Annotated in this window: 17 protein-coding genes; 8 read left to right on the top strand and 9 right to left on the bottom strand. The window is 71.9% G+C overall.

The window, feature by feature from the left end; genetic code table 11:
- Positions 1-69: 69 nt before the first annotated feature.
- From ACP7BP_RS01570 to ACP7BP_RS01560, 3 genes are all read right to left on the bottom strand, one after another.
- Complete coding sequence (locus ACP7BP_RS01570) at positions 70-1089, bottom strand: SGNH/GDSL hydrolase family protein (RefSeq protein WP_426241836.1); 1020 nt, start codon at positions 1087-1089, stop codon at positions 70-72.
- 77 nt (positions 1090-1166) lie between these two features.
- Positions 1167-2588: a cystathionine beta-synthase gene (locus ACP7BP_RS01565; protein WP_426241834.1), complete on the bottom strand. Its 1422-nt coding sequence runs from the start codon at positions 2586-2588 to the stop codon at positions 1167-1169.
- Between the two features lie 38 nt (positions 2589-2626).
- Complete coding sequence (locus ACP7BP_RS01560; RefSeq protein WP_426241832.1) at positions 2627-3481, bottom strand: ABC transporter substrate-binding protein; 855 nt, start codon at positions 3479-3481, stop codon at positions 2627-2629.
- 64 nt (positions 3482-3545) lie between these two features.
- Here ACP7BP_RS01560 and ACP7BP_RS01555 point away from each other — a divergent pair, with 64 nt between their 5' ends.
- The gene (locus ACP7BP_RS01555) at positions 3546-4325 is read left to right on the top strand and encodes a TSUP family transporter (protein WP_426241831.1); all 780 of its coding nucleotides are present in this window, start codon (positions 3546-3548) and stop codon (positions 4323-4325) included.
- 100 nt (positions 4326-4425) lie between these two features.
- Here the strand turns inward: ACP7BP_RS01555 and ACP7BP_RS01550 are convergent, their stop codons facing one another.
- Positions 4426-4824, bottom strand: a complete 399-nt coding sequence (locus ACP7BP_RS01550) for a YchJ family protein (protein ID WP_426241829.1) — start codon at positions 4822-4824, stop codon at positions 4426-4428.
- Positions 4825-4901: 77 nt separating this feature from the next.
- Here ACP7BP_RS01550 and ACP7BP_RS01545 point away from each other — a divergent pair, with 77 nt between their 5' ends.
- From ACP7BP_RS01545 to ACP7BP_RS01530, 4 genes are all read left to right on the top strand, one after another.
- Complete coding sequence (locus ACP7BP_RS01545) at positions 4902-5468, top strand: hypothetical protein (RefSeq protein ID WP_426241827.1); 567 nt, start codon at positions 4902-4904, stop codon at positions 5466-5468.
- Positions 5469-5489: 21 nt separating this feature from the next.
- On the top strand, positions 5490-6017 hold the full coding sequence (locus ACP7BP_RS01540) for a hypothetical protein (RefSeq protein WP_426241825.1): 528 nt from the start codon (positions 5490-5492) through the stop codon (positions 6015-6017).
- Between the two features lie 129 nt (positions 6018-6146).
- Positions 6147-6674, top strand: a complete 528-nt coding sequence (locus tag ACP7BP_RS01535) for a DinB family protein (protein WP_426241823.1) — start codon at positions 6147-6149, stop codon at positions 6672-6674.
- Positions 6671-7159, top strand: coding sequence for a GNAT family N-acetyltransferase (locus ACP7BP_RS01530; RefSeq protein ID WP_426241821.1), 489 nt, complete (start codon positions 6671-6673; stop codon positions 7157-7159). The genes ACP7BP_RS01535 and ACP7BP_RS01530 overlap by 4 nt, the downstream gene beginning before the upstream one ends.
- Here the strand turns inward: ACP7BP_RS01530 and ACP7BP_RS01525 are convergent.
- A complete protein-coding gene (locus ACP7BP_RS01525; protein WP_426241819.1) occupies positions 7152-8672 on the bottom strand; it encodes an OFA family MFS transporter in 1521 nt (506 codons plus the stop codon). The genes ACP7BP_RS01530 and ACP7BP_RS01525 overlap by 8 nt on opposite strands.
- A gap of 130 nt (positions 8673-8802) precedes the next feature.
- Here ACP7BP_RS01525 and ACP7BP_RS01520 point away from each other — a divergent pair, with 130 nt between their 5' ends.
- Both ACP7BP_RS01520 and ACP7BP_RS01515 read left to right on the top strand, forming a co-directional pair.
- Positions 8803-10191, top strand: a complete 1389-nt coding sequence (locus tag ACP7BP_RS01520) for a magnesium chelatase (RefSeq protein ID WP_426241817.1) — start codon at positions 8803-8805, stop codon at positions 10189-10191.
- Between the two features lie 300 nt (positions 10192-10491).
- Entirely contained in the window at positions 10492-12504 is a 2013-nt protein-coding gene (locus ACP7BP_RS01515; RefSeq protein ID WP_426241815.1) for a vWA domain-containing protein, read from the top strand.
- 4 nt (positions 12505-12508) lie between these two features.
- Here the strand turns inward: ACP7BP_RS01515 and ACP7BP_RS01510 are convergent, their stop codons facing one another.
- From ACP7BP_RS01510 to ACP7BP_RS01500, 3 genes are all read right to left on the bottom strand, one after another.
- Positions 12509-13840: an ABC1 kinase family protein gene (locus ACP7BP_RS01510; RefSeq protein ID WP_426241813.1), complete on the bottom strand. Its 1332-nt coding sequence runs from the start codon at positions 13838-13840 to the stop codon at positions 12509-12511.
- Positions 13841-13875: 35 nt separating this feature from the next.
- Complete coding sequence (locus ACP7BP_RS01505) at positions 13876-15276, bottom strand: hypothetical protein (RefSeq protein WP_426241812.1); 1401 nt, start codon at positions 15274-15276, stop codon at positions 13876-13878.
- Between the two features lie 74 nt (positions 15277-15350).
- Positions 15351-15854, bottom strand: coding sequence for a mycothiol transferase (locus ACP7BP_RS01500; RefSeq protein ID WP_426241810.1), 504 nt, complete (start codon positions 15852-15854; stop codon positions 15351-15353).
- Positions 15855-15912: 58 nt separating this feature from the next.
- On the opposite strand from ACP7BP_RS01500, the gene ACP7BP_RS01495 reads away from it, so the two are divergent.
- Entirely contained in the window at positions 15913-16497 is a 585-nt protein-coding gene (locus ACP7BP_RS01495; protein ID WP_426241808.1) for a sugar O-acetyltransferase, read from the top strand.
- A gap of 24 nt (positions 16498-16521) precedes the next feature.
- Here the strand turns inward: ACP7BP_RS01495 and msrA are convergent, their stop codons facing one another.
- Entirely contained in the window at positions 16522-17172 is a 651-nt protein-coding gene (gene msrA / locus ACP7BP_RS01490) for a peptide-methionine (S)-S-oxide reductase MsrA (RefSeq protein WP_426241807.1), read from the bottom strand.
- Positions 17173-17286 lie beyond the last annotated feature (114 nt).

Here is a 17286-nt window from a genome sequence, read left to right as displayed (position 1 = left end):
CCACGACGCTATGGATCCGCGCAGCCACTCTCGATGGGTCCAGGCTGCCAACCGGGGGTGGGGTTAGGCCTACCCTGCCGGGGTCTCGGAGACCTCTGCGGAGTCGGGGCACGTCGTCTCCAGCGCCGGCTGGCGGCGGCGGTGCCGCATCTGCACCCACCGGCCCCGCAGGCCGCGCTGCGCGCCGCCGACCTCGGTGCCGTCGAGCTCGGTGCCCGGAGTGCGGGCCGCGCGCACGGCGGCCGCGGCCACCGGCATCACCCGCTCACCGCGGTGGGCGTCGGGCGTCTGCTCGTCGGGCACCAGGCCCAGGGCCGCCATCGTCGAGGGGATCAGCACGCCGGCCAGCGAGCGGTAGCCGTCGGCGGAGGGGTGGAAGCGGTCGGGGCCGAAGAAGAGGGCCGGCGCGGCGTCGAACTCCGGGCCGAGGATCGAGCCGAGCGAGACCGTGCGGCCCCCGGCGTCGACGACGGTGATGGCCTGGGCGGCGGCCAGTCGCCGGGACCACTCCCGCGCCACCCGCCTGAGCGGCTGGGCGATGGGCCGGATGGTGCCCAGGTCCGGACAGGTCCCGACGAGCACGGCAGTGCCGCCCTCGACGAGACGGCGTACCGCCTCGCCGAGGTAGCGCACCGACTGGGAGGGGAGCAGCTTGTGGGTCACGTCGTTGACGCCGACGAGGATGACTGCGACGTCGGCCGCCATCGGCAGCACGCGGTCGACCTGCTCCTCCAGCTGCGTCGACTTGGCTCCGACGACTGCGACGTGCCGCAGGTAGACCCGGCGGTCGGCCGCGGCCGCCACCCCGGAGGCCAGGTGGGCGCCGGGGGTGTCCTCCACCCGGTCGACGCCGTAGCCGGCAGCGCTCGAGTCGCCCAGCAGCGCGATCTTGATGGCCGGCCCGGGGCGGCCGCGGCCGTACCACCCCGTGGAGTCGGGGGGCTCCAGGTTGGTCCGGCCGATCGCCTTGCGAGCCAGCTTGGCCTCGGCCGCCAGCACGCCGTACAGACCTGCGCCCAGCACGGAAAGGCCCCCGCCGCCGTACGCCGCGGCAGAGGCCAGCTTCCGGGCGGCTGCTGCTTTCCCCACGCCACCACCCTATGGGCGCGGTGGTTGCGCGCGCCGCCGGTCCCGAAAGCCGGCCAGGGGCGGGCTCAGCGGCAGGCTCAGGGGCGCGCCAGGAAGGCCAGCAGGTCCTGACGGGTGACCACGCCGACCGGCTTGCCGTCCTCCTGCACGAGCAGGGCGTCCGCCTCCTCCAGCAGGGCGACGGCGTCGTGCGCGGGCTCGGTCGAGCCGATCGTGGGCAGTGCCGGTGACATGTGGTCCTCGACCGGGTCGGTGAGGCGGGCGGCGCCGGTGAAGAGGGCGTCGAGCAGGGTCCGCTCGGAGACCGAGCCGGCGACCTCGGCGGCGACGATCGGGGGCTCGGCGCGCACGACGGGCATCTGGGAGACGCTGTACTCCTGCAGGATCGCGACGGCCTCCGCGATCGTCTCGCCGGGGTGGGTGTGCACGAGGTCGGGCAGCCGGCCCGACTTGCCGCGCAGCACCTCGCCGACGGTCTTCGCGTCGGAGTCCTGGCCGGTGGGGAAGCCGTACTGGCCGAGCCAGTCGTCGTTGAAGACCTTGGTGAGGTAGCCGCGGCCCGAGTCGGGCAGGAGCACGACGATCACGGCCTTCGCGCCCTCGGGGGTGCCGGCGAGCTCGGCGGCCAGCTGCTTGGCGGCGTACGCCGCCATCCCCGACGAGCCGCCGACCAGCAGCGCCTCCTCGCGGGCGAGCCGCCGGGTGAACGCGAAGGAGTCGGCGTCGGAGACCTCGATGATCCGGTCGGCGATGTCGGGGTCGTAGGTGGCCGGCCAGAAGTCCTCGCCGACGCCCTCCACGAGGTAGGGGCGGCCGCTGCCGCCGGAGTAGACCGAGCCCGCCGGGTCGGCGCCCACCACCTGGATGTCGGGGTTCTGCTCCTTGAGGTAGCGGCCGATGCCGCTGATGGTGCCGCCGGTGCCGACCCCGCACACGAAGTGCGTGATCCGCCCGTCGGTCTGCTCCCACACCTCCGGCCCGGTGGTCTCGTAGTGCGAGCGCGGGTTGTGCGGGTTGGAGTACTGGTCGGGCTTCCAGGCGCCGGGCTGCGAGGCGAGCCGGTCACTGACGTTGTAGTAGGAGTCGGGGTCCTCCGGAGGCACGGCGGTGGGGCACACGACGACCTCGGCGCCGTACGCCTTGAGGACGTTGCGCTTGTCCTCGCTGACCTTGTCGGGGCACACGAAGACGCACTTGTAGCCCTTGCGCTGGGCGACCATCGCCAGCCCGACGCCGGTGTTGCCGGAGGTGGGCTCGACGATCGTGCCGCCGGGTTGCAGCTCGCCGGACGCCTCGGCGGCCTCGATCATCCGCTCGGCGATGCGGTCCTTCACCGAGCCGCCGGGGTTGAGGTACTCGACCTTGGCCAGGACCAGCGGTCCGGACTCCTCGCCCTGCGGCGTGGCCGGGTCGACCTCGATCTCGGGGCCCAGCGACGTGGAGAGTCGGAGCAGCGGAGTGTTGCCGATCAGGTCCAGGAGAGAGCTCGCGTACTTCACCACCACACGGTAGCGCCGGGCTCGTCGCCCCGCGAAGTTCACACGGGCGGATGCAGGATCTCCGCCAGCGCCTCCACGCCGTCGACGAGGCGGGTGCCCGGGCGGGCCCAGGACGCGTTGGCGTCCACGGCGTGCACGGGTACGCCGTCGGGCAGGACCCCGCTGCCGACCAGCTCGTCGGCCAGCGCCTGGGCGCCCGCGAGGTCGTAGCCGCAGGGTGCCACCACGACCACCTCCGGCTGGCTGGCGTGGACGGCCTCCCACGTCACCCGCACCGACTTCTCGCCCGCGCTGCCGAGGACGGGACTGCCGCCGGCCATCTCCACCATCTCCGGGATCCAGTGGCCGGGAGCGAACGGCGGGTCGGTCCACTCGAGCAGCAGTACCCGGGGCCGCGGGCGGCCGGCCACCCGGCGTACGACGGCGTCCCGGCGGGCCTCGATGTCGCGCACCAGCACGGCCGCCTCGGCGACGTGGCCGGTGGCGGTCCCGAGGGTGTGGATCGAGTCGAGCACCTCGGCGAAGGTGTGCGGGTCGATGGTCAGCACCTCGGCGGTGCAGCCCAGGTGGGCCAGCGCGTCGTCGACGACGGAGACGTCGACGGCACAGACGGCGCACAGGTCCTGGGTGACGACGAGGCTGGCGTCCAGCCCGGCCAGCGCTCCCTCGTCGAGGTGGTAGAGGTCGTCCCCTCGCGTCATGGCGGCGGCCACGAAGTCGTCGATCTCACGCGGCGTGAGCCCCTCGGGCATGGCGCTGGTCGACACGACGGTCCGGCTGCGCGCCTCCTCCGGGAAGTCGCACTCGAAGGTCACCCCCACCACGTCGCCGCCCGCGCCGATCGCGAAGAGGATCTCGGTGGTCGCCGGGAGCAGGGACACGATGCGGGACACGGCGGCGACTCTGGCAGCATCTGGGGTTGGCGGCAAACGGCGTACGGGCGACGAGAGGGACACTGTGGGCGACATCGGCCTCGACGTCGTCGCGTTCCTCGTCCTCGCCGGCCTGGCCGCGGGCTTCGTCGACGCCGTGGTGGGCGGGGGCGGGCTGATCCAGCTGCCGGCCCTGCTGCTCGGCCTGCCCAACGCCGCACCCGTGCACGTGCTCGCCACCAACAAGCTGGCCGGGATCTGCGGTACGACGGTGTCGTCGGCGACGTACTACCGTCGCGTGCGGCCCGACCCGCGTACCTTCCTGCCGCTGATGGCGCTGTCGTTCGTCGGCTCGGCCCTGGGGGCGGTCGCGGCGACGCACATCCCGAGATCGCTCTTCGAGCCGATCGTGCTCGTGGCGCTGATCGTCGTCGGCACCTACGTGCTCTTCAAGCCGAGGCTGGGAGAGGCGACCGTGCTGCGCTTCACCGGCCGTCGCCACACCCTCGCAGCGATGGGCACGGGCCTGACCGTCGGCTTCTACGACGGCGCGCTGGGCCCGGGCACCGGCTCCTTCTTCGTGTTCACGCTGGTCGGGCTGCTCGGCTACAACTTCCTCGAGGCCTCGGCCAAGGCGCGGCTGGCCAACTGGGCGACCAACTTCGCGGCGTTGTGCGTGTTCGTGCCCCAGGGCGCGGTGCTGTGGGGGATCGGCCTGGCGATGGGGGCGGCCAACTTGGTGGGCGGCTACCTCGGCGCCCGGGTGGCCGTCTCGCGCGGCGCGAGGTTCGTGCGGGTGTTCTTCATCATCGTGGTGTCGGGCTTCGTCGTCCGGCTCGGGGGGCAGGTGCTCGGCCTGTGGTGACCGGATCGGCGGTCCAGGGCTCGCCTCCCGCTGGCGCGCTAGCCGCCTGTCGCCGGCAGTCCGTCGGTGGCCAGCGCGTCGATGAGCGGCCGTGCTCACGTCACTGCTCGGCGACCTCTCCGTCGACGTAGACCCAGCGGCCGGCCCGCCGCTCGAAGCGGCTGCGCTCGCGCAGCACGCCGGACCCGCCTCCGCGGCTCCACGACGCCTCGAACTCCACGACGCCGGCGTCGTCCTGGGCGCCACCCGCCTCCATGTCGAGGACCCGCAGCCCGATCCATGTGGTCGCGGGGTCGAGCGCGAGCGGGTCCGGGCGGGTGCGCGGGTGCCAGGTGCGGAAGAGGTGGTCCTCGTCACCGACGGCGTACGCCGTGTAGCGCGACCGCATCAGCTCCTCGGCCGTCTCGGCCTGGGCGGTGCCGCGGTGGAGTCGGCCGCAGCAGGCGTCGTACGTCCGGTCGCTGCCGCACGGACAGGGGCTGGACAGTCGCTGGGTCACCGGGCGGACTGTAGCGAACCACCGGTTTGGCTTGCGACGTAATCTTGTAATCAAGTAACGAACCCCAAGGAGCAGACATGAGTCCCCGAGAAGACACTGAGGAACCCCGCCGCGGCCCCGGCAGTCGCGGACGCCGTGGCGGCTGGCAGACCGCCGACCTTCCCGACGCCGACGACGCGGCCGCGTGGTTCGCCGGCCGCCTGCCCGAGGCGTGGTTCTCCGACGTCGACGTGACCGTCGACCGTGAGGAGATCACCGTCCTCGGCACGCTGAAGGACGCCGACGTCGAGGGCGCCGAGGCGGAGGGCCGGATCAGCCGGTTCCGCGCCGAGACCCGCGACGAGCGCATCGAGATCGCCCGCGAGGCCGAGGGCCGCTACGCCCGCAAGGTGTCGTGGGGCGTGCGGCTCGCAGGCACCGAGGCGCTGTTCACCCACGTCGCCGCGCCGGTGATGACCCGGCTGCGCCAACCCGAACGGCGGGTGCTCGACACCCTCGTCGACGCCGGTGTGGCCCGCTCCCGCTCCGACGCGCTCGCCTGGTCGGTGCGCCTGGTCGGCCAGCACGCCGACGAATGGCTCGGTCAGTTGCGCGAGGTGATGGCGGAGGTCGACAAGCTGCGTGGCGAGGGCCCTGCGCTCTGAGCCGACTCCTACGCTGGCCGGGTGAGCTCACCGCCCGGCCTGCCATGGGAGTGGGGCGACCTCGCCGGGACGCATCCAGCCCCGGCGCCTCCGGGGTACGACGGCCCGGTCGCGGCGCGCGGCGTCCGGGTCGAGGCCCCGGTGCCGACCGTGTGGCTGTGGCTGCGGCAGCTCCAGGTGGCGCCGTACAGCTATGACCTGCTCGACAACCGCGGCCGGCGGAGCCCGCGTGCGCTCACGCCGAGACTGCCGGAGTACACCCCCGGCATGCGCGTGCTGACCATCTTCACCGTCCTGTCCGTCTCACCCGGCGAGCGTCTCGTGCTCGAGATGTCGAAGCCCCGGGCCGTGCGCCTCTTCGGCCGGCTCACCATCACGTACTCCGTCACCCCGCTGCCCGACGGCGCCACCGCCCTGCGGGGCGATCTCCACCTCGTCCGGCCGACGAACCGGCTGGCGGCGCTGCACCAGACCGCGCTGCTGTGGGGCGACGTGCCGATGATGCGCAGGCAGCTCCTGAGGTTGAAGGAGCTGGCTGAGTCGTCGTGATCCCCGGGTACCCGGGGATCGCAACGCTTCACGGGGGTTGCAACCCCCGCGAAGCGACGGGATGCCCCGTGAGGCTCGGCCGGCAAACCCGTTGGTGCGCCGACCACGCCAGCCCCTACGGTGACGCGCATGAGCCTCGAGCGCACCAGCCCGCCGTACTCCGCCGACGAGGTCACGATGCTGCGGAGCTTCCTCGACTACTTCCGGGTGACGGTACGGCGCCAGGCGGCGGGGCTGACCCAGCAGCAGCTCGCCACCGCGCTGCCCACCTCGCCGTTGACTCTCGGCGGGATGCTCAAGCACCTGACGTTCGTCGAGCAGTGGTGGTTCACCATCGTCTTCCTCGGCGACGAGGCACAGGGTCTCTGGGCGGACGTCGACTGGGACGCCGACGAGGACTGGGACTGGCACTCCGCCGCCCATGACAGCCCGGACCAGCTGCTCGCGTGGCACGAGCAGGAGGTTGCCCGATCCAACCGGACCCTCGACGACGCGCTGGCCGCCGGCGACCTCGACCAGCTCGCCACGCGGCAGCGGCACAAGGGGCAGTCCGCCAGCCTCCGCTGGATCCTGGTCCACCTGATCGAGGAGTACGCCCGGCACGCCGGCCACGCCGACCTGATCCGGGAGGCGATCGACCAGAAGACCGACCTGTGACGATCCGCCCGGCCACCGAGGCCGACTGGTCGCAGATCCACCCCTTCTTCGCCGCCATCGTCGACGAGGGCGAGACCTACGCCTTTCCGACCGACCTGACCTCCGACCAGGCGCGCGACCTCTGGATGGAGCGGCCACCCGGTCTCACCGTCGTCCTCGAGGAGGACGGCGTCGTGCTCGGCAGCGCCAAGATGGGCCCCAACCGCCCCGCGAACGGCGACCACGTCGGCACCGCGTCCTTCATGGTCTCCCCGGCCGCGCGCGGTCGCGGCGTCGGACGCCGCCTCGGTGAGTACGTCGTCCAGTGGCACCGCGACCAGGGCTTCCGCGGCATCCAGTTCAACGCCGTCGTCGAGACCAACCTCGCCGCCGTGCACCTCTGGCAGCAGCTCGGCTTCGAGATCGTCGGCACCGTGCCCGGGGCGTTCAGGTCACCGGCGCACGGGTACGTCGGGCTGCACGTGATGTACCTCGACCTCAGCTGAACAGGTCAGCCGCCTTCACCACCGTCTCGTAGACGCCGTAGGCAAGCGGGATGCCGACCACCAGCCAGGCGACCGCCAGCAGCGGCGTACGACGCGCAGGGACGTCGTACGCGGCGTCGGCCTCCACCTGGTCGGCGGTCAGTGCGGTCTCCGACCCCTCGGGCTCGTGGAACCTGTCGGCCACCGGCCGGATCAGGAGGTTGGCCACGAAGCCCACCACCAGGATCGCGACCATCGTCAGCAGCGCCGGACGGTAGTCGTCGGCGACCAGCGCCCCCGGCTCGCCCCGGGCGTCGAGGAAGCCGTTGATGATGAGCGGCCCGGCCACCCCGGCCGCCGCCCAGGCGGTGAGCAGCCGACCGTGGATCGCGCCCACCTGGTAGGTGCCGAAGAGGTCGCGGAGGTAGGCCGGCACGGTGGAGAAGCCTCCGCCGTAGAAGCTGATGATCACGCCGGCCAGGAAGGCGAACAGCACCACCGACGAGCTGCCACCCAGAGCCAGCGTGACGTAGAGGACGATGCCCAGCCCGAGGTAGACCATGTAGATCGGCTTGCGGCCGATGACGTCGGAGGTCGAGCTCCAGAGGAACCGCCCGCCCATGTTGCACAGCGACAGCAGGCCGACGAAGCCCGCGGCCGAGGCGGCAGCGACCGACGAGTCGGCGCCGTCGCGGAAGAAGTCCTGGATCATCGGCGCGGCCTGCTCGAGGATGCCGATGCCGGCCGTGACGTTGCAGAACAGCACGACCCAGAGGAGCCAGAACTGCGGCGTGCGGATGGCGTTGTTCGCCGAGACGTTCTCGCGCGTGATCATGGACCTCTGCTTCACCTTCGAGCCGTCCCAGCCGTGCGGCTTCCACCCGTCGGAGGGCACGCGGACGAGGAAGGCGCCGAACATCATCACGACGAAGTAGCCGACGGCCAGGGTGACGAAGAGCTGTGAGACGGCGGAGCCCGAGGCGATCCCGGTGGCGGCGTCGTACGCGTCGTCGTAGACGCTGAGCAGCTTCGACGACAGCGGGCTGGCGATCATCGCCCCGCCGCCGAATCCCATGATCGCCATCCCGGTCGCGAGGCCGGGGCGGTCGGGGAACCACTTGATGAGCGTCGAGACCGGCGAGATGTAGCCGATGCCGAGGCCGATGCCGCCGATGACGCCGTAGCCGAGGTAGACCAGCCACAGCTGGTCGGTGCTGATGCCGAGCGCGCCGACCAGGAATCCGGTCGCCCAGCAGCACGCGGCGGTGAACATCGCCCGGCGCGGACCACCGGAGTCCACCCAGGTGCCGAAGACCGCCGCCGACAGGCCGAGCATCACGATGGCGATCGAGAAGATGACGCCGATCGCGGTGAGGCTGGAGTCGAAGTGCTCGACCAGCGAGGCCTTGTAGACGCTGGTGGCGTAGGCCTGCCCGATGCACAGGTGCACGGCGAGCGCGGCCGGCGGGATGAGCCAGCGGTTGAAGCCGGGCGGGGCGATGGTGTGGTCGCGGTCCAGGAACCCGAGTGCCATGGACGATCTCCTGTTGTTCAACATTCAGCCACTCTGGCCAGCATCCGTCCTACCACGAATCCTGCGTCGGACGTCGGCACGACGACCACGGCCGGGTGACCGCGATTGTCCGGCTGAGTAGTTTGGAGAGGTGACCAACGCCCCCATCATCAACAACCTGGGCGAGCTGCGCGCGTCCGGGCACGAGCAGAAGTCCCTGCGCGACGAGATCCGCGACAACCTCCTGGCCAAGCTGGCCGCCGGCGACGACCCGTGGCCCGGCCTGCACGGCTTCGCGGACACCGTCATCCCACAGGTCGAGCGGGCACTGCTCGCCGGCCACGACGTCGTACTCCTCGGTGAGCGCGGGCAGGGCAAGACCCGGCTGCTGCGCACCATCGCCGGGCTCCTCGACGAGTGGACGCCGGTGATCGCCGGCTCCGAGCTCGGCGAGCACCCCTACGACCCGATCACCCACGAGTCGCAGCGACGGGCGATCGAGCTGGGCGACCAGCTGCCGGTCTCGTGGCGGCACCGTGACGAGAGGTACGCCGAGAAGCTGGCCACGCCGGACACCTCGGTGGCCGACCTGATCGGCGACGTCGACCCGATGAAGGTCGCCGAGGGCCGGATGCTCGGCGACCCCGAGACGATCCACTTCGGTCTGATCCCGCGCAGCCACCGTGGCATCGTCGCGATCAACGAGCTGCCCGACCTGGCCGAGCGGATCCAGGTGGCGATGCTGAACGTGATGGAGGAGCGCGACATCCAGATCCGTGGCTACGTGCTGCGGCTGCCCATCGACACCCTCGTGCTCGCCAGCGCCAACCCGGAGGACTACACCAACCGCGGCCGGATCATCACCCCGCTCAAGGACCGGTTCGGTGCCGAGATCCGCACCCACTACCCGGCCGAGCTCGACGCCGAGATCGCGGTGATCCGGCAGGAGGCCTCGCTGGTGGCGGAGGTGCCCGACCACCTGGTGGAGATCCTCGCTCGCTTCACCCGCGGCCTGCGCGAGTCGAACGCCGTCGACCAGCGCTCGGGGGTCAGCGCCCGGTTCGCCATCGCCGGCGCGGAGACGGTCGCCGCGGCCGCGCTGCGCCGCGCGACGATGCACGGCGAGGAGCACGCGGTGGCTCGGGTCGTGGACCTGGAGACGGCCGTCGAGGTGCTCGGCGGCAAGGTCGAGTTCGAGACCGGTGAGGAGGGGCGTGAGCGCGAGACGCTCACCCACCTCCTGCGCACGGCGACCGCCGAGACGGTGCGCCAGCACTTCCGCGGCCTCGACTTCGCGCTGCTGGTCGACGCGATCGAGGCCGGCTCGATGGTCACCACCGGAGAGCACGTGACCGCCCGCGACTTCCTCACCGGCCTGCCCGTGCTGGGCGAGGCCGAGCTGTACGACGACGTGTGCGAGCGCCTCGGGGCCACCGACGACGGCACCCGGGCCGCCGCCATCGAGCTCGCGATGGAGGGACTGTTCCTGGCCCGCAAGGTGGGCAAGGACAGCGACGGCTCGGAGACGGTCTATGGCTGAGGTGCACCCCGCCAGCGGTGCATCAGCCACCTTCGGTGAGGCCGAGACTGTGGCTGACCCACCGCTGCGCCCGGGCCGGCCCCGCCAGCGGTGCGTGAGCCACGTTCTGCAGGGCGGAGAATGTGGCTCACGCACCGCCGCGACGTACGCCGGCCAGCCCGGCCGGCCCGGCCGGCCCCGCCGGCCCCGCCAGCGGTGCATGAGCCACGTTCTGCCGGGCGGAGAATGTGGCTCAAGCACCGCCGCGACGTACGCCGACCGGCCCCGCCAGCCCCGCCAGCCCGGCCAGCGGAGGCGACCATGAGCCGCTACCGCCGGTACGACGGCGGCGACCCGCTGGCGCCGCCCGTCGACCTGGCCGAGGCGCTCGACGCGATCGGGCAGGACGTGATGGCCGGCTACTCGCCCGAGCGGGCGATGCAGGAGTTCCTGCGGCGCGGTGGCCAGGGCCAGACCGGTCTCGACGACCTGGCCCGGCGGGTGGCCGAGAAGCGGCGCGAGCTGCTGGCCAGGCACAACCTCGACGGCACCCTGCAGGAGGTCCGCGAGCTGCTGGACAAGGCGGTGCTCGAGGAGCGCAAGCAGCTGGCCCGCGACGTGACGATGGACGACGGCGACCGGGCCTTCCGCGAGATGCAGCTCGAGGGGCTGCCGCCGTCGACCGCGGCCGCGGTGAGCGAGCTGTCGTCGTACGACTGGCAGAGCCAGGAGGCCCGCGAGGCCTACGAGCAGATCAAGGACCTGCTCGGGCGCGAGGTCCTCGATCAGCGGTTCGCGGGCATGAAGCAGGCGCTCGAGGGTGCGACCGAGGAGGACCGCGCCGCCATCAACGAGATGCTGAGCGACCTCAACGAGCTGCTGGAGAAGCATCGGCTCGGCGACGATACCGACGAGGACTTCCGCGAGTTCATGGACAGGCACGGCGACTTCTTCCCCGAGGACCCGCAGACCATCGACGAGCTGATGGACGCGCTGGCGGCCCGGAGCGCCGCCGCCCAACGGATGCTCAACTCGATGACCGCCGAGCAGCGGGCAGAGCTGATGCAGCTCTCGCAGCAGGCCTTCGGCTCGCCGGAGCTGATGGAGCAGCTGTCGCGGATGGACGACAACCTGCGCGCCCTCCGACCTGGCGAGGACTGGGGCGGCTCCGAGGAGTTCGGCGGCGACCAGGGGCTGGGCCTCGGCGACGGCACCGGCGTGCTGCAGGACGTCGCCGACCTCGATGCGCTGGCCGAGCAGCTCTCCCAGTCCTACGGCGGCGCCCGGATGGACGACGTCGACCTCGACCTGCTCGCCCGCCAGCTCGGCGACGACGCCGCGGTCGACGCCCGCACCCTCGCGGAGCTGGAGAAGGCGCTGCGCGAGTCGGGCTATCTCAAGCGCGGGTCCGACGGCGAGCTGCGGCTCAGTCCAAAAGCGATGCGCGAGCTCGGCCGCGCGCTGCTGCGCGACGTCGCCACCCGGCTCTCCTCGCGGCAGGGCCAGCGCGACGTGCGCGAGGCGGGCGCCGCCGGCGAGCGCTCGGGTGCCTCACGTGCCTGGGAGTTCGGCGACACCGAGCCGTGGGACGTGCCCCGGACCATCGGCAACGCCGTGCGGCGTACGTCGGGTGAGCGCGGGCGCCCGAGCGGCCCCGGCGTCCGCATCCACATCGACGACGTCGAGGTGCAGGAGACCGAGGCCCGCACCCAGGCGGCGGTGGCCCTCCTGGTCGACACGTCGTTCTCGATGGCGATGGACGGCCGGTGGGTGCCGATGAAGCGCACCGCGCTCGCGCTGCACCAGCTGATTCGCAGCCGGTTCCGTGGCGACGACCTCCAGCTGATCTCCTTCGGCCGCGCGGCGCGCACGATGGAGATCGAGGAGCTCACCGCGCTCGACGCCCGCTGGGACAAGGGCACCAACCTCCACCACGCGCTGCTGCTGGCCAACCGGCACTTCCGCAAGCACCCCAACGCCCAGCCGGTGCTCCTGATCGTCACCGACGGGGAGCCGACGTCGCACCTCGAGCCGCACGGCGAGGTCTACTTCGACTACCCGCCGCACCCGCTGACCATCGCCTACGCCGTCCGGGAGCTCGACAACGCCGGCCGGCTGGGCGCGCAGGTCACGTTCTTCCGGCTCGGCGAGGATCCGGGACTGGCCCGCTTCGTCGACTCGATGGCCAAGCGGGTCGACGGTCGGGTCGTGGCGCCCGAGCTCGACGACCTGGGGGCCGCCGTCGTGGGCTCCTACCTCGGGTCGAGGGCGCCGTCGTCGGGCGCAGCCAACTACCGCGACTGGTTCGGCGGTCGCGGCTACTGGGTCGGCTGACCCCTCAGCCCGCGAAGCCGGGCAGGTGCTCCTCGAGGATCGCCCGGAACGGCGCCTCCGCCTCCAGCTGACTGAGCAGGCCAATGCCGCCCAGCCAGGTGCGGTGGATCAGCAGGTACGACGTGGGCAGGTTCAGCTTGGTCGCGATGGCGAACGACGGCTGGCTCGGGTCGTTGATCCGCTCGAACTGCGTGCGCATCCAGTCGCGGGTGAAGCGGAACGTCTCGGTCCGGGTGGGCTCGACGAACGGCGCGAGGTAGTCGCGCACCAGCTCGGGCTCGACCCGGATGCCCTCCTTGATGAAGCCCTCCCTGCGTAGTCCCGCGACGAGCTCGGCCGGGTCCGACTCGGCGGCGACGCGCAGCAGGGTCCCCATCGCGGACGGGAGCTGACGGTCGGGCAGCCGGGCCACGGCGCCGAAGTCGAGGACGCCCAGGGCGCCGGGGGAGCCGTCGTCGTTCGGGATGGGCCGGAAGTTCCCGGGGTGCGGGTCGGCGTGCAGCATGCCGGTGCGCGCCGGGCCGGAGAAGAGGAAGCGGGCGAGCAGTTCGCCGTAGTGGTCGCGCTCTGCGCGGGTGCCGTCGGCGATGACCGCGGCCAGCGAGCCCGGCGACTCCAGCCACTCGCTGACGAGGACCACCGGGCCGGCGTACACGACGTCCGGCACGACGATGTCCGGGTCGTCGCGGAAGGCCTCGGCGAACGCGGCCTGCGCCTCCCCCTCGAGCGGGTAGTCGAGCTCGTCGGCCGCCCGGGCCTGGAGCTCGGCGACCAGCGGCTTGATGTCGATGCCCGGGAACACCGGGGCCACGCCCCGCGCCACCCGGGCGAGCTGGCGCAGGTCGCTCATCAGCGCCTGGCCGGCGCCGGGGTACTGCACCTTGACGGCCACCTCGCGCCCGTCGTGCCAGCGCCCTCGGTGCACCTGCCCGATCGACGCCGCCGCGGCCTGGCCGCCGTCGAGCCAGACCAGCTGCTTGCGCCAGCCCGGGCCGAGCGACGACTCGATCTGGTCGCGCACCGTCTGGGTCGGCATCGGGGGAGCGGAGTCCTGCAGCTTGACCAGCTGCTCCCGGTACGGCGCGACGAGCTCCTCGGGGAACGCCGCCTCCAGGACCGACAGGGCCTGGCCGAACTTCATCGCCCCGCCCTTGAGCTCGCCCAGCGTGCGGAAGAGCTGCTCCGCGGTGCGCTGCTGGATCTCGGTCAGCACCACCTCCGCGGGCCTGCCGCCGAGCCGCTTGCCCATGCCCAGCGCCGACCGGCCGGCGTACCCCAGGGGGAGGGCGGCCAGCCTCGCTCCCCGGGAGAAGGCCTTGCGCGGGAGGTCGGTCATGGCTCCATCATCCGGGATGGCTGGTGAGAACGGCGTCAGCCGGTGCGGCCGTGCGCGAGGAGCGCGTAGAAGTACGCCGCCGCCGGGACCAGCATGAGGCCCACCGTGACGGCGGCGCGGCCGTAGACCAGGGTCCGGTCGACGGTGTTGTCCTCCTCCGAGGCGACCACGAGGTCGGCGTCGGACCGTGGTCGGTTGAGGACCAGCAGGGCGACCATGCCGGCGGTGAAGACCGCGGCGAGCAGTGCGCGGTACTCGACGACGCCCAGGCGGGTGTAGACGCCGAGCGCGTCGAGCGGCTGGACCAGCGACTCCACCGACCCGAAGACCCTCGGAAGGATCATCGGGCTCACGATGCCGAGGTCGTAGGTCCAGTAGAAGTGGATCTGGTGCAGCACGAGCATGGCGGCGGTGAGCCCCGTCTCGATGAGCAGGTTGACCCTCGCCCGCGCCGGGTCGATCGCCCACATCACGGCGAAGAGGGGACAGATCAGGGCGAACCAGTACGGGTAGGCGGGCGCGCTCACGAAGAACGCGGCCACGCCGGCGAAGGCCGCGTAGACGGCGGTCCGGTGCATCTCGGGGAGGCTGGCCGGTCGGCGTACGTAGCAGGCGATGCAGACGAGAGCGAAGAGCACCGGGAAGACCGGGACACCTTCGAGGCCCAACGGCAGGCGGTTGTCCTGCACCATGGCCGCCATGAGCGAGGAGCCGACCTCGGCGCTCGGGTTGTCGGCGAAGAGGAACGGGAGCTTGAAGGCGACCACCAGGCTGAGGGCACCCGCCAGGGACAGCAGGATGCGCGACGGGCGCTTCTCGACGAGGAGCAGGACGGGCAGGAAGACGAAGAGCGGGAACCACTTGATGGCGAGCGCGACCGCGAAGGCCACCACGAAGGCGCGACGGCGTCCCTGCACGAGGAAGTACAGCCCCAGCATGGTGAAGAACGCGTGGATGGCGTCGAACTGGCCCATCACGAACACCGCACTCACCAAGAAGCCCGACGAGAGCACGACGAACCCCGCCCAGGGCGCCCATCGCGAGGCCGGTGCCAGGCGGAGCGAGATGCGTTGCACGAGCCAGGCGCAGCCCAGTGCGAAGGGCACGTTGATGGCCTTCATCCACCCGAGAGCCAGGACGGACGTGAAGACGTTGACGCCGGCGACCTCCTGCAGCAGCCACAGCGGAAGGTTCCAGATCGCGATGACGGAGAAGGTGGCGAAGCCGTAGACGATCGGCACCGCGTGGAAGCCCGTGTCGGGCGGCGAGACGCCGTCGTTGTACGCGTAGAAGTCCAGGATCCGGCCGTCGGCGAGCGCGCTCCACACGTTCATGCCGTGCAGGCTGATCACGACGTTGTCGTTGTAGGTGTAGGAGAAGAAGATTAGAGCCAGGCAGCCGCCGAGGGCGGTCCATGCGTGGCGGCTGGGTCTCACGGGCGCCATCATGTCCTATCCGCGGCAGGCGCCGGGCGCATTCGGGCCGGTCCCGGGGTCGTGCGCCCGTGCCGTCAGGCTCCGATGAGCCCTCGGACGTAGCCCATCTGACCGACGTGCTGTGCGCCCTCGTCGATCAGGCTGACCAAGCGGGCCGACAGGGTGACCGGCGGGTCCCAGGCGTCGTCCACGACCCGCTCGGGGTCGTCGTCCGCGAGGTCGTGCAGGATCTCCCGGCCGCGCTCCCACGTCGCCGTCCAATAGCCGATGAGGTCGTCGGCGCCGGCCCGGAACGCGCCGACCTGCGCGCTGGTCTGGCCGTAGCCGGTCGCCCGGCGCGAGTACGGCAGGCCGAACCGGTCGCGCCACTCCTCCCACACCTGGGGGCTCCCGGCCAGGGCGGCCAGGTGGTCGTCCAGCACCCGGGTGAGGTGCCAGGCCAGCCAGCCGATCGGGTTGGCGTCCGGTCCCGGCCGGTGGGTCAGGGCGTCGGCGTCGAGCCCGTCGAGGGTCGCGGTGAGGTTCTCATCGACACGGCCGAGGGCGTCCTCGACCACGGTCAGCCACGTGTGAGACATGGCAGGAGTCTCGACGACCGGTCGTCGCCGCACAACAGCGGCTCCTAGGGTGTGGGCCATGACGGGCCGGTCACCCCAGGACGAACGCACGATGCGCGAGCGCATGCTCGCGGGCGACCTCTACGTCCCCGACGACCCCGAGCTCGCCGAGGCCAGCCACCGCGCCCGCGACCTGATGGCCGCCTACAACGCGACGAGCTCGCGGCAGGGCCCGCTGCGCCGGCAGGTGCTGGAGGAGCTGCTGGGCTCCGTCGGTGCCGACACGCTGATCCGGTCGCCCCTGCACGTCGACTTCGGCTCGCACCTCACGATCGGGGCGCGCTGCTTTGTCAACTACGGTCTGGTGGCCCTCGACGTCGCTGCCATCACCATCGGCGACGACGTGCAGATCGGGCCGAACGTCCAGCTGCTGACGCCGACCCACCCCGTCGCCGCGCAGGCCCGGCGCGACAAGTGGGAGTCCGCGGCGCCGATCACCATCGGTGACAACGTCTGGCTGGGTGGCGGCGCGATCGTGCTCCCCGGCGTCAGCATCGGCGCCAACAGCGTCGTCGGCGCCGGCGCCGTCGTCACCAGGGACCTGCCGGCCGACGTCGTCGCGGTCGGCAACCCGGCTCGGGTGATCCGCACGGTCGAGCCGTGAGGCGTCACCCGGCCGGGCCGTGAGTCAGGCGGTCGCCGGGAAGCGCACGCCGGTGTTGGCGTGGCAGCGGTAGCCCATCGGGTTCTTGGCGAGGTACTGCTGGTGCTGGTCCTCGGCGTAGTAGTACGGCGTCTCCGCCGCGGGCCGGATCTCCGTGGTGATGGCACCGAGCTGGCGGCGGGCCAGCTCGTCGCCGTACACCTTGGTGAGCTCGCGGGCGGTCTGCTCCTGCTCGGGGGTGGTGTAGTAGATCGCCGAGCGGTACTGCGTGCCGACGTCGTTGCCCTGGCGCATCCCCTGGGTGGGGTCGTGGATCTCGAAGAACCTCTTGACCAGGTCGGCGAAGGACACCACGGTCGGGTCGAACACGATGCGCACGGCCTCGGTGTGGCCGGTGCGGCCGGAGCAGACCTCGTCGTACGACGGGTTCGGCGTGATGCCGCCGGCGTAGCCCACCGAGGTGGACCACACGCCAGGCACCTGCCAGTAGATCTCCTCGGCGCCCCAGAAGCAGCCGAGGCCGAAGACGGCGACCTCCATGCCGTCAGGCACCACGTCGGTGATGACCGGGGCGTCGAGCACGACGTGTCGCTCGGGGACGTCGAACGCGCGCGTCTCGCGCCCGCGCAGGGCCTCGTCGGGGCTGGGAAGCGTGGTCTTGGTGCGGCCGAACATGCGTTCTCCCGTCGTCGAGGATGGTTCTCGTGCTCTGTCCTCAACCGTACGGCGGGCCCGGATGTTCCCCCTCAGTAACGGCACCGAGTGGGCGCCGCAGAGCCCTGCCCTTAG

It is taken from the genome of Nocardioides sp. LHG3406-4 (assembly GCF_049897745.1).
Taxonomy (GTDB): Bacteria; Actinomycetota; Actinomycetes; order Propionibacteriales; family Nocardioidaceae; genus Nocardioides.
This window is presented reverse-complemented; position numbering and strand designations above follow the sequence as displayed.

Bases quoted from the DNA above. Each gene is read 5' to 3' on its own strand.
- ACP7BP_RS01495 (WP_426241808.1), top strand. From the start codon at position 15,913: ATGACGGGCCGGTCACCCCAGGACGAACGCACGATGCGCGAGCGCATG.
- ACP7BP_RS01500 (WP_426241810.1), bottom strand. From the start codon at position 15,854: ATGTCTCACACGTGGCTGACCGTGGTCGAGGACGCCCTCGGCCGTGTC.
- msrA (WP_426241807.1), bottom strand. From the start codon at position 17,172: ATGTTCGGCCGCACCAAGACCACGCTTCCCAGCCCCGACGAGGCCCTG.
- ACP7BP_RS01545 (WP_426241827.1), top strand. From the start codon at position 4,902: ATGAGTCCCCGAGAAGACACTGAGGAACCCCGCCGCGGCCCCGGCAGT.
- ACP7BP_RS01535 (WP_426241823.1), top strand. From the start codon at position 6,147: ATGAGCCTCGAGCGCACCAGCCCGCCGTACTCCGCCGACGAGGTCACG.
- ACP7BP_RS01525 (WP_426241819.1), bottom strand. From the start codon at position 8,672: ATGGCACTCGGGTTCCTGGACCGCGACCACACCATCGCCCCGCCCGGC.
- ACP7BP_RS01515 (WP_426241815.1), top strand. From the start codon at position 10,492: ATGAGCCGCTACCGCCGGTACGACGGCGGCGACCCGCTGGCGCCGCCC.
- ACP7BP_RS01510 (WP_426241813.1), bottom strand. From the start codon at position 13,840: ATGACCGACCTCCCGCGCAAGGCCTTCTCCCGGGGAGCGAGGCTGGCC.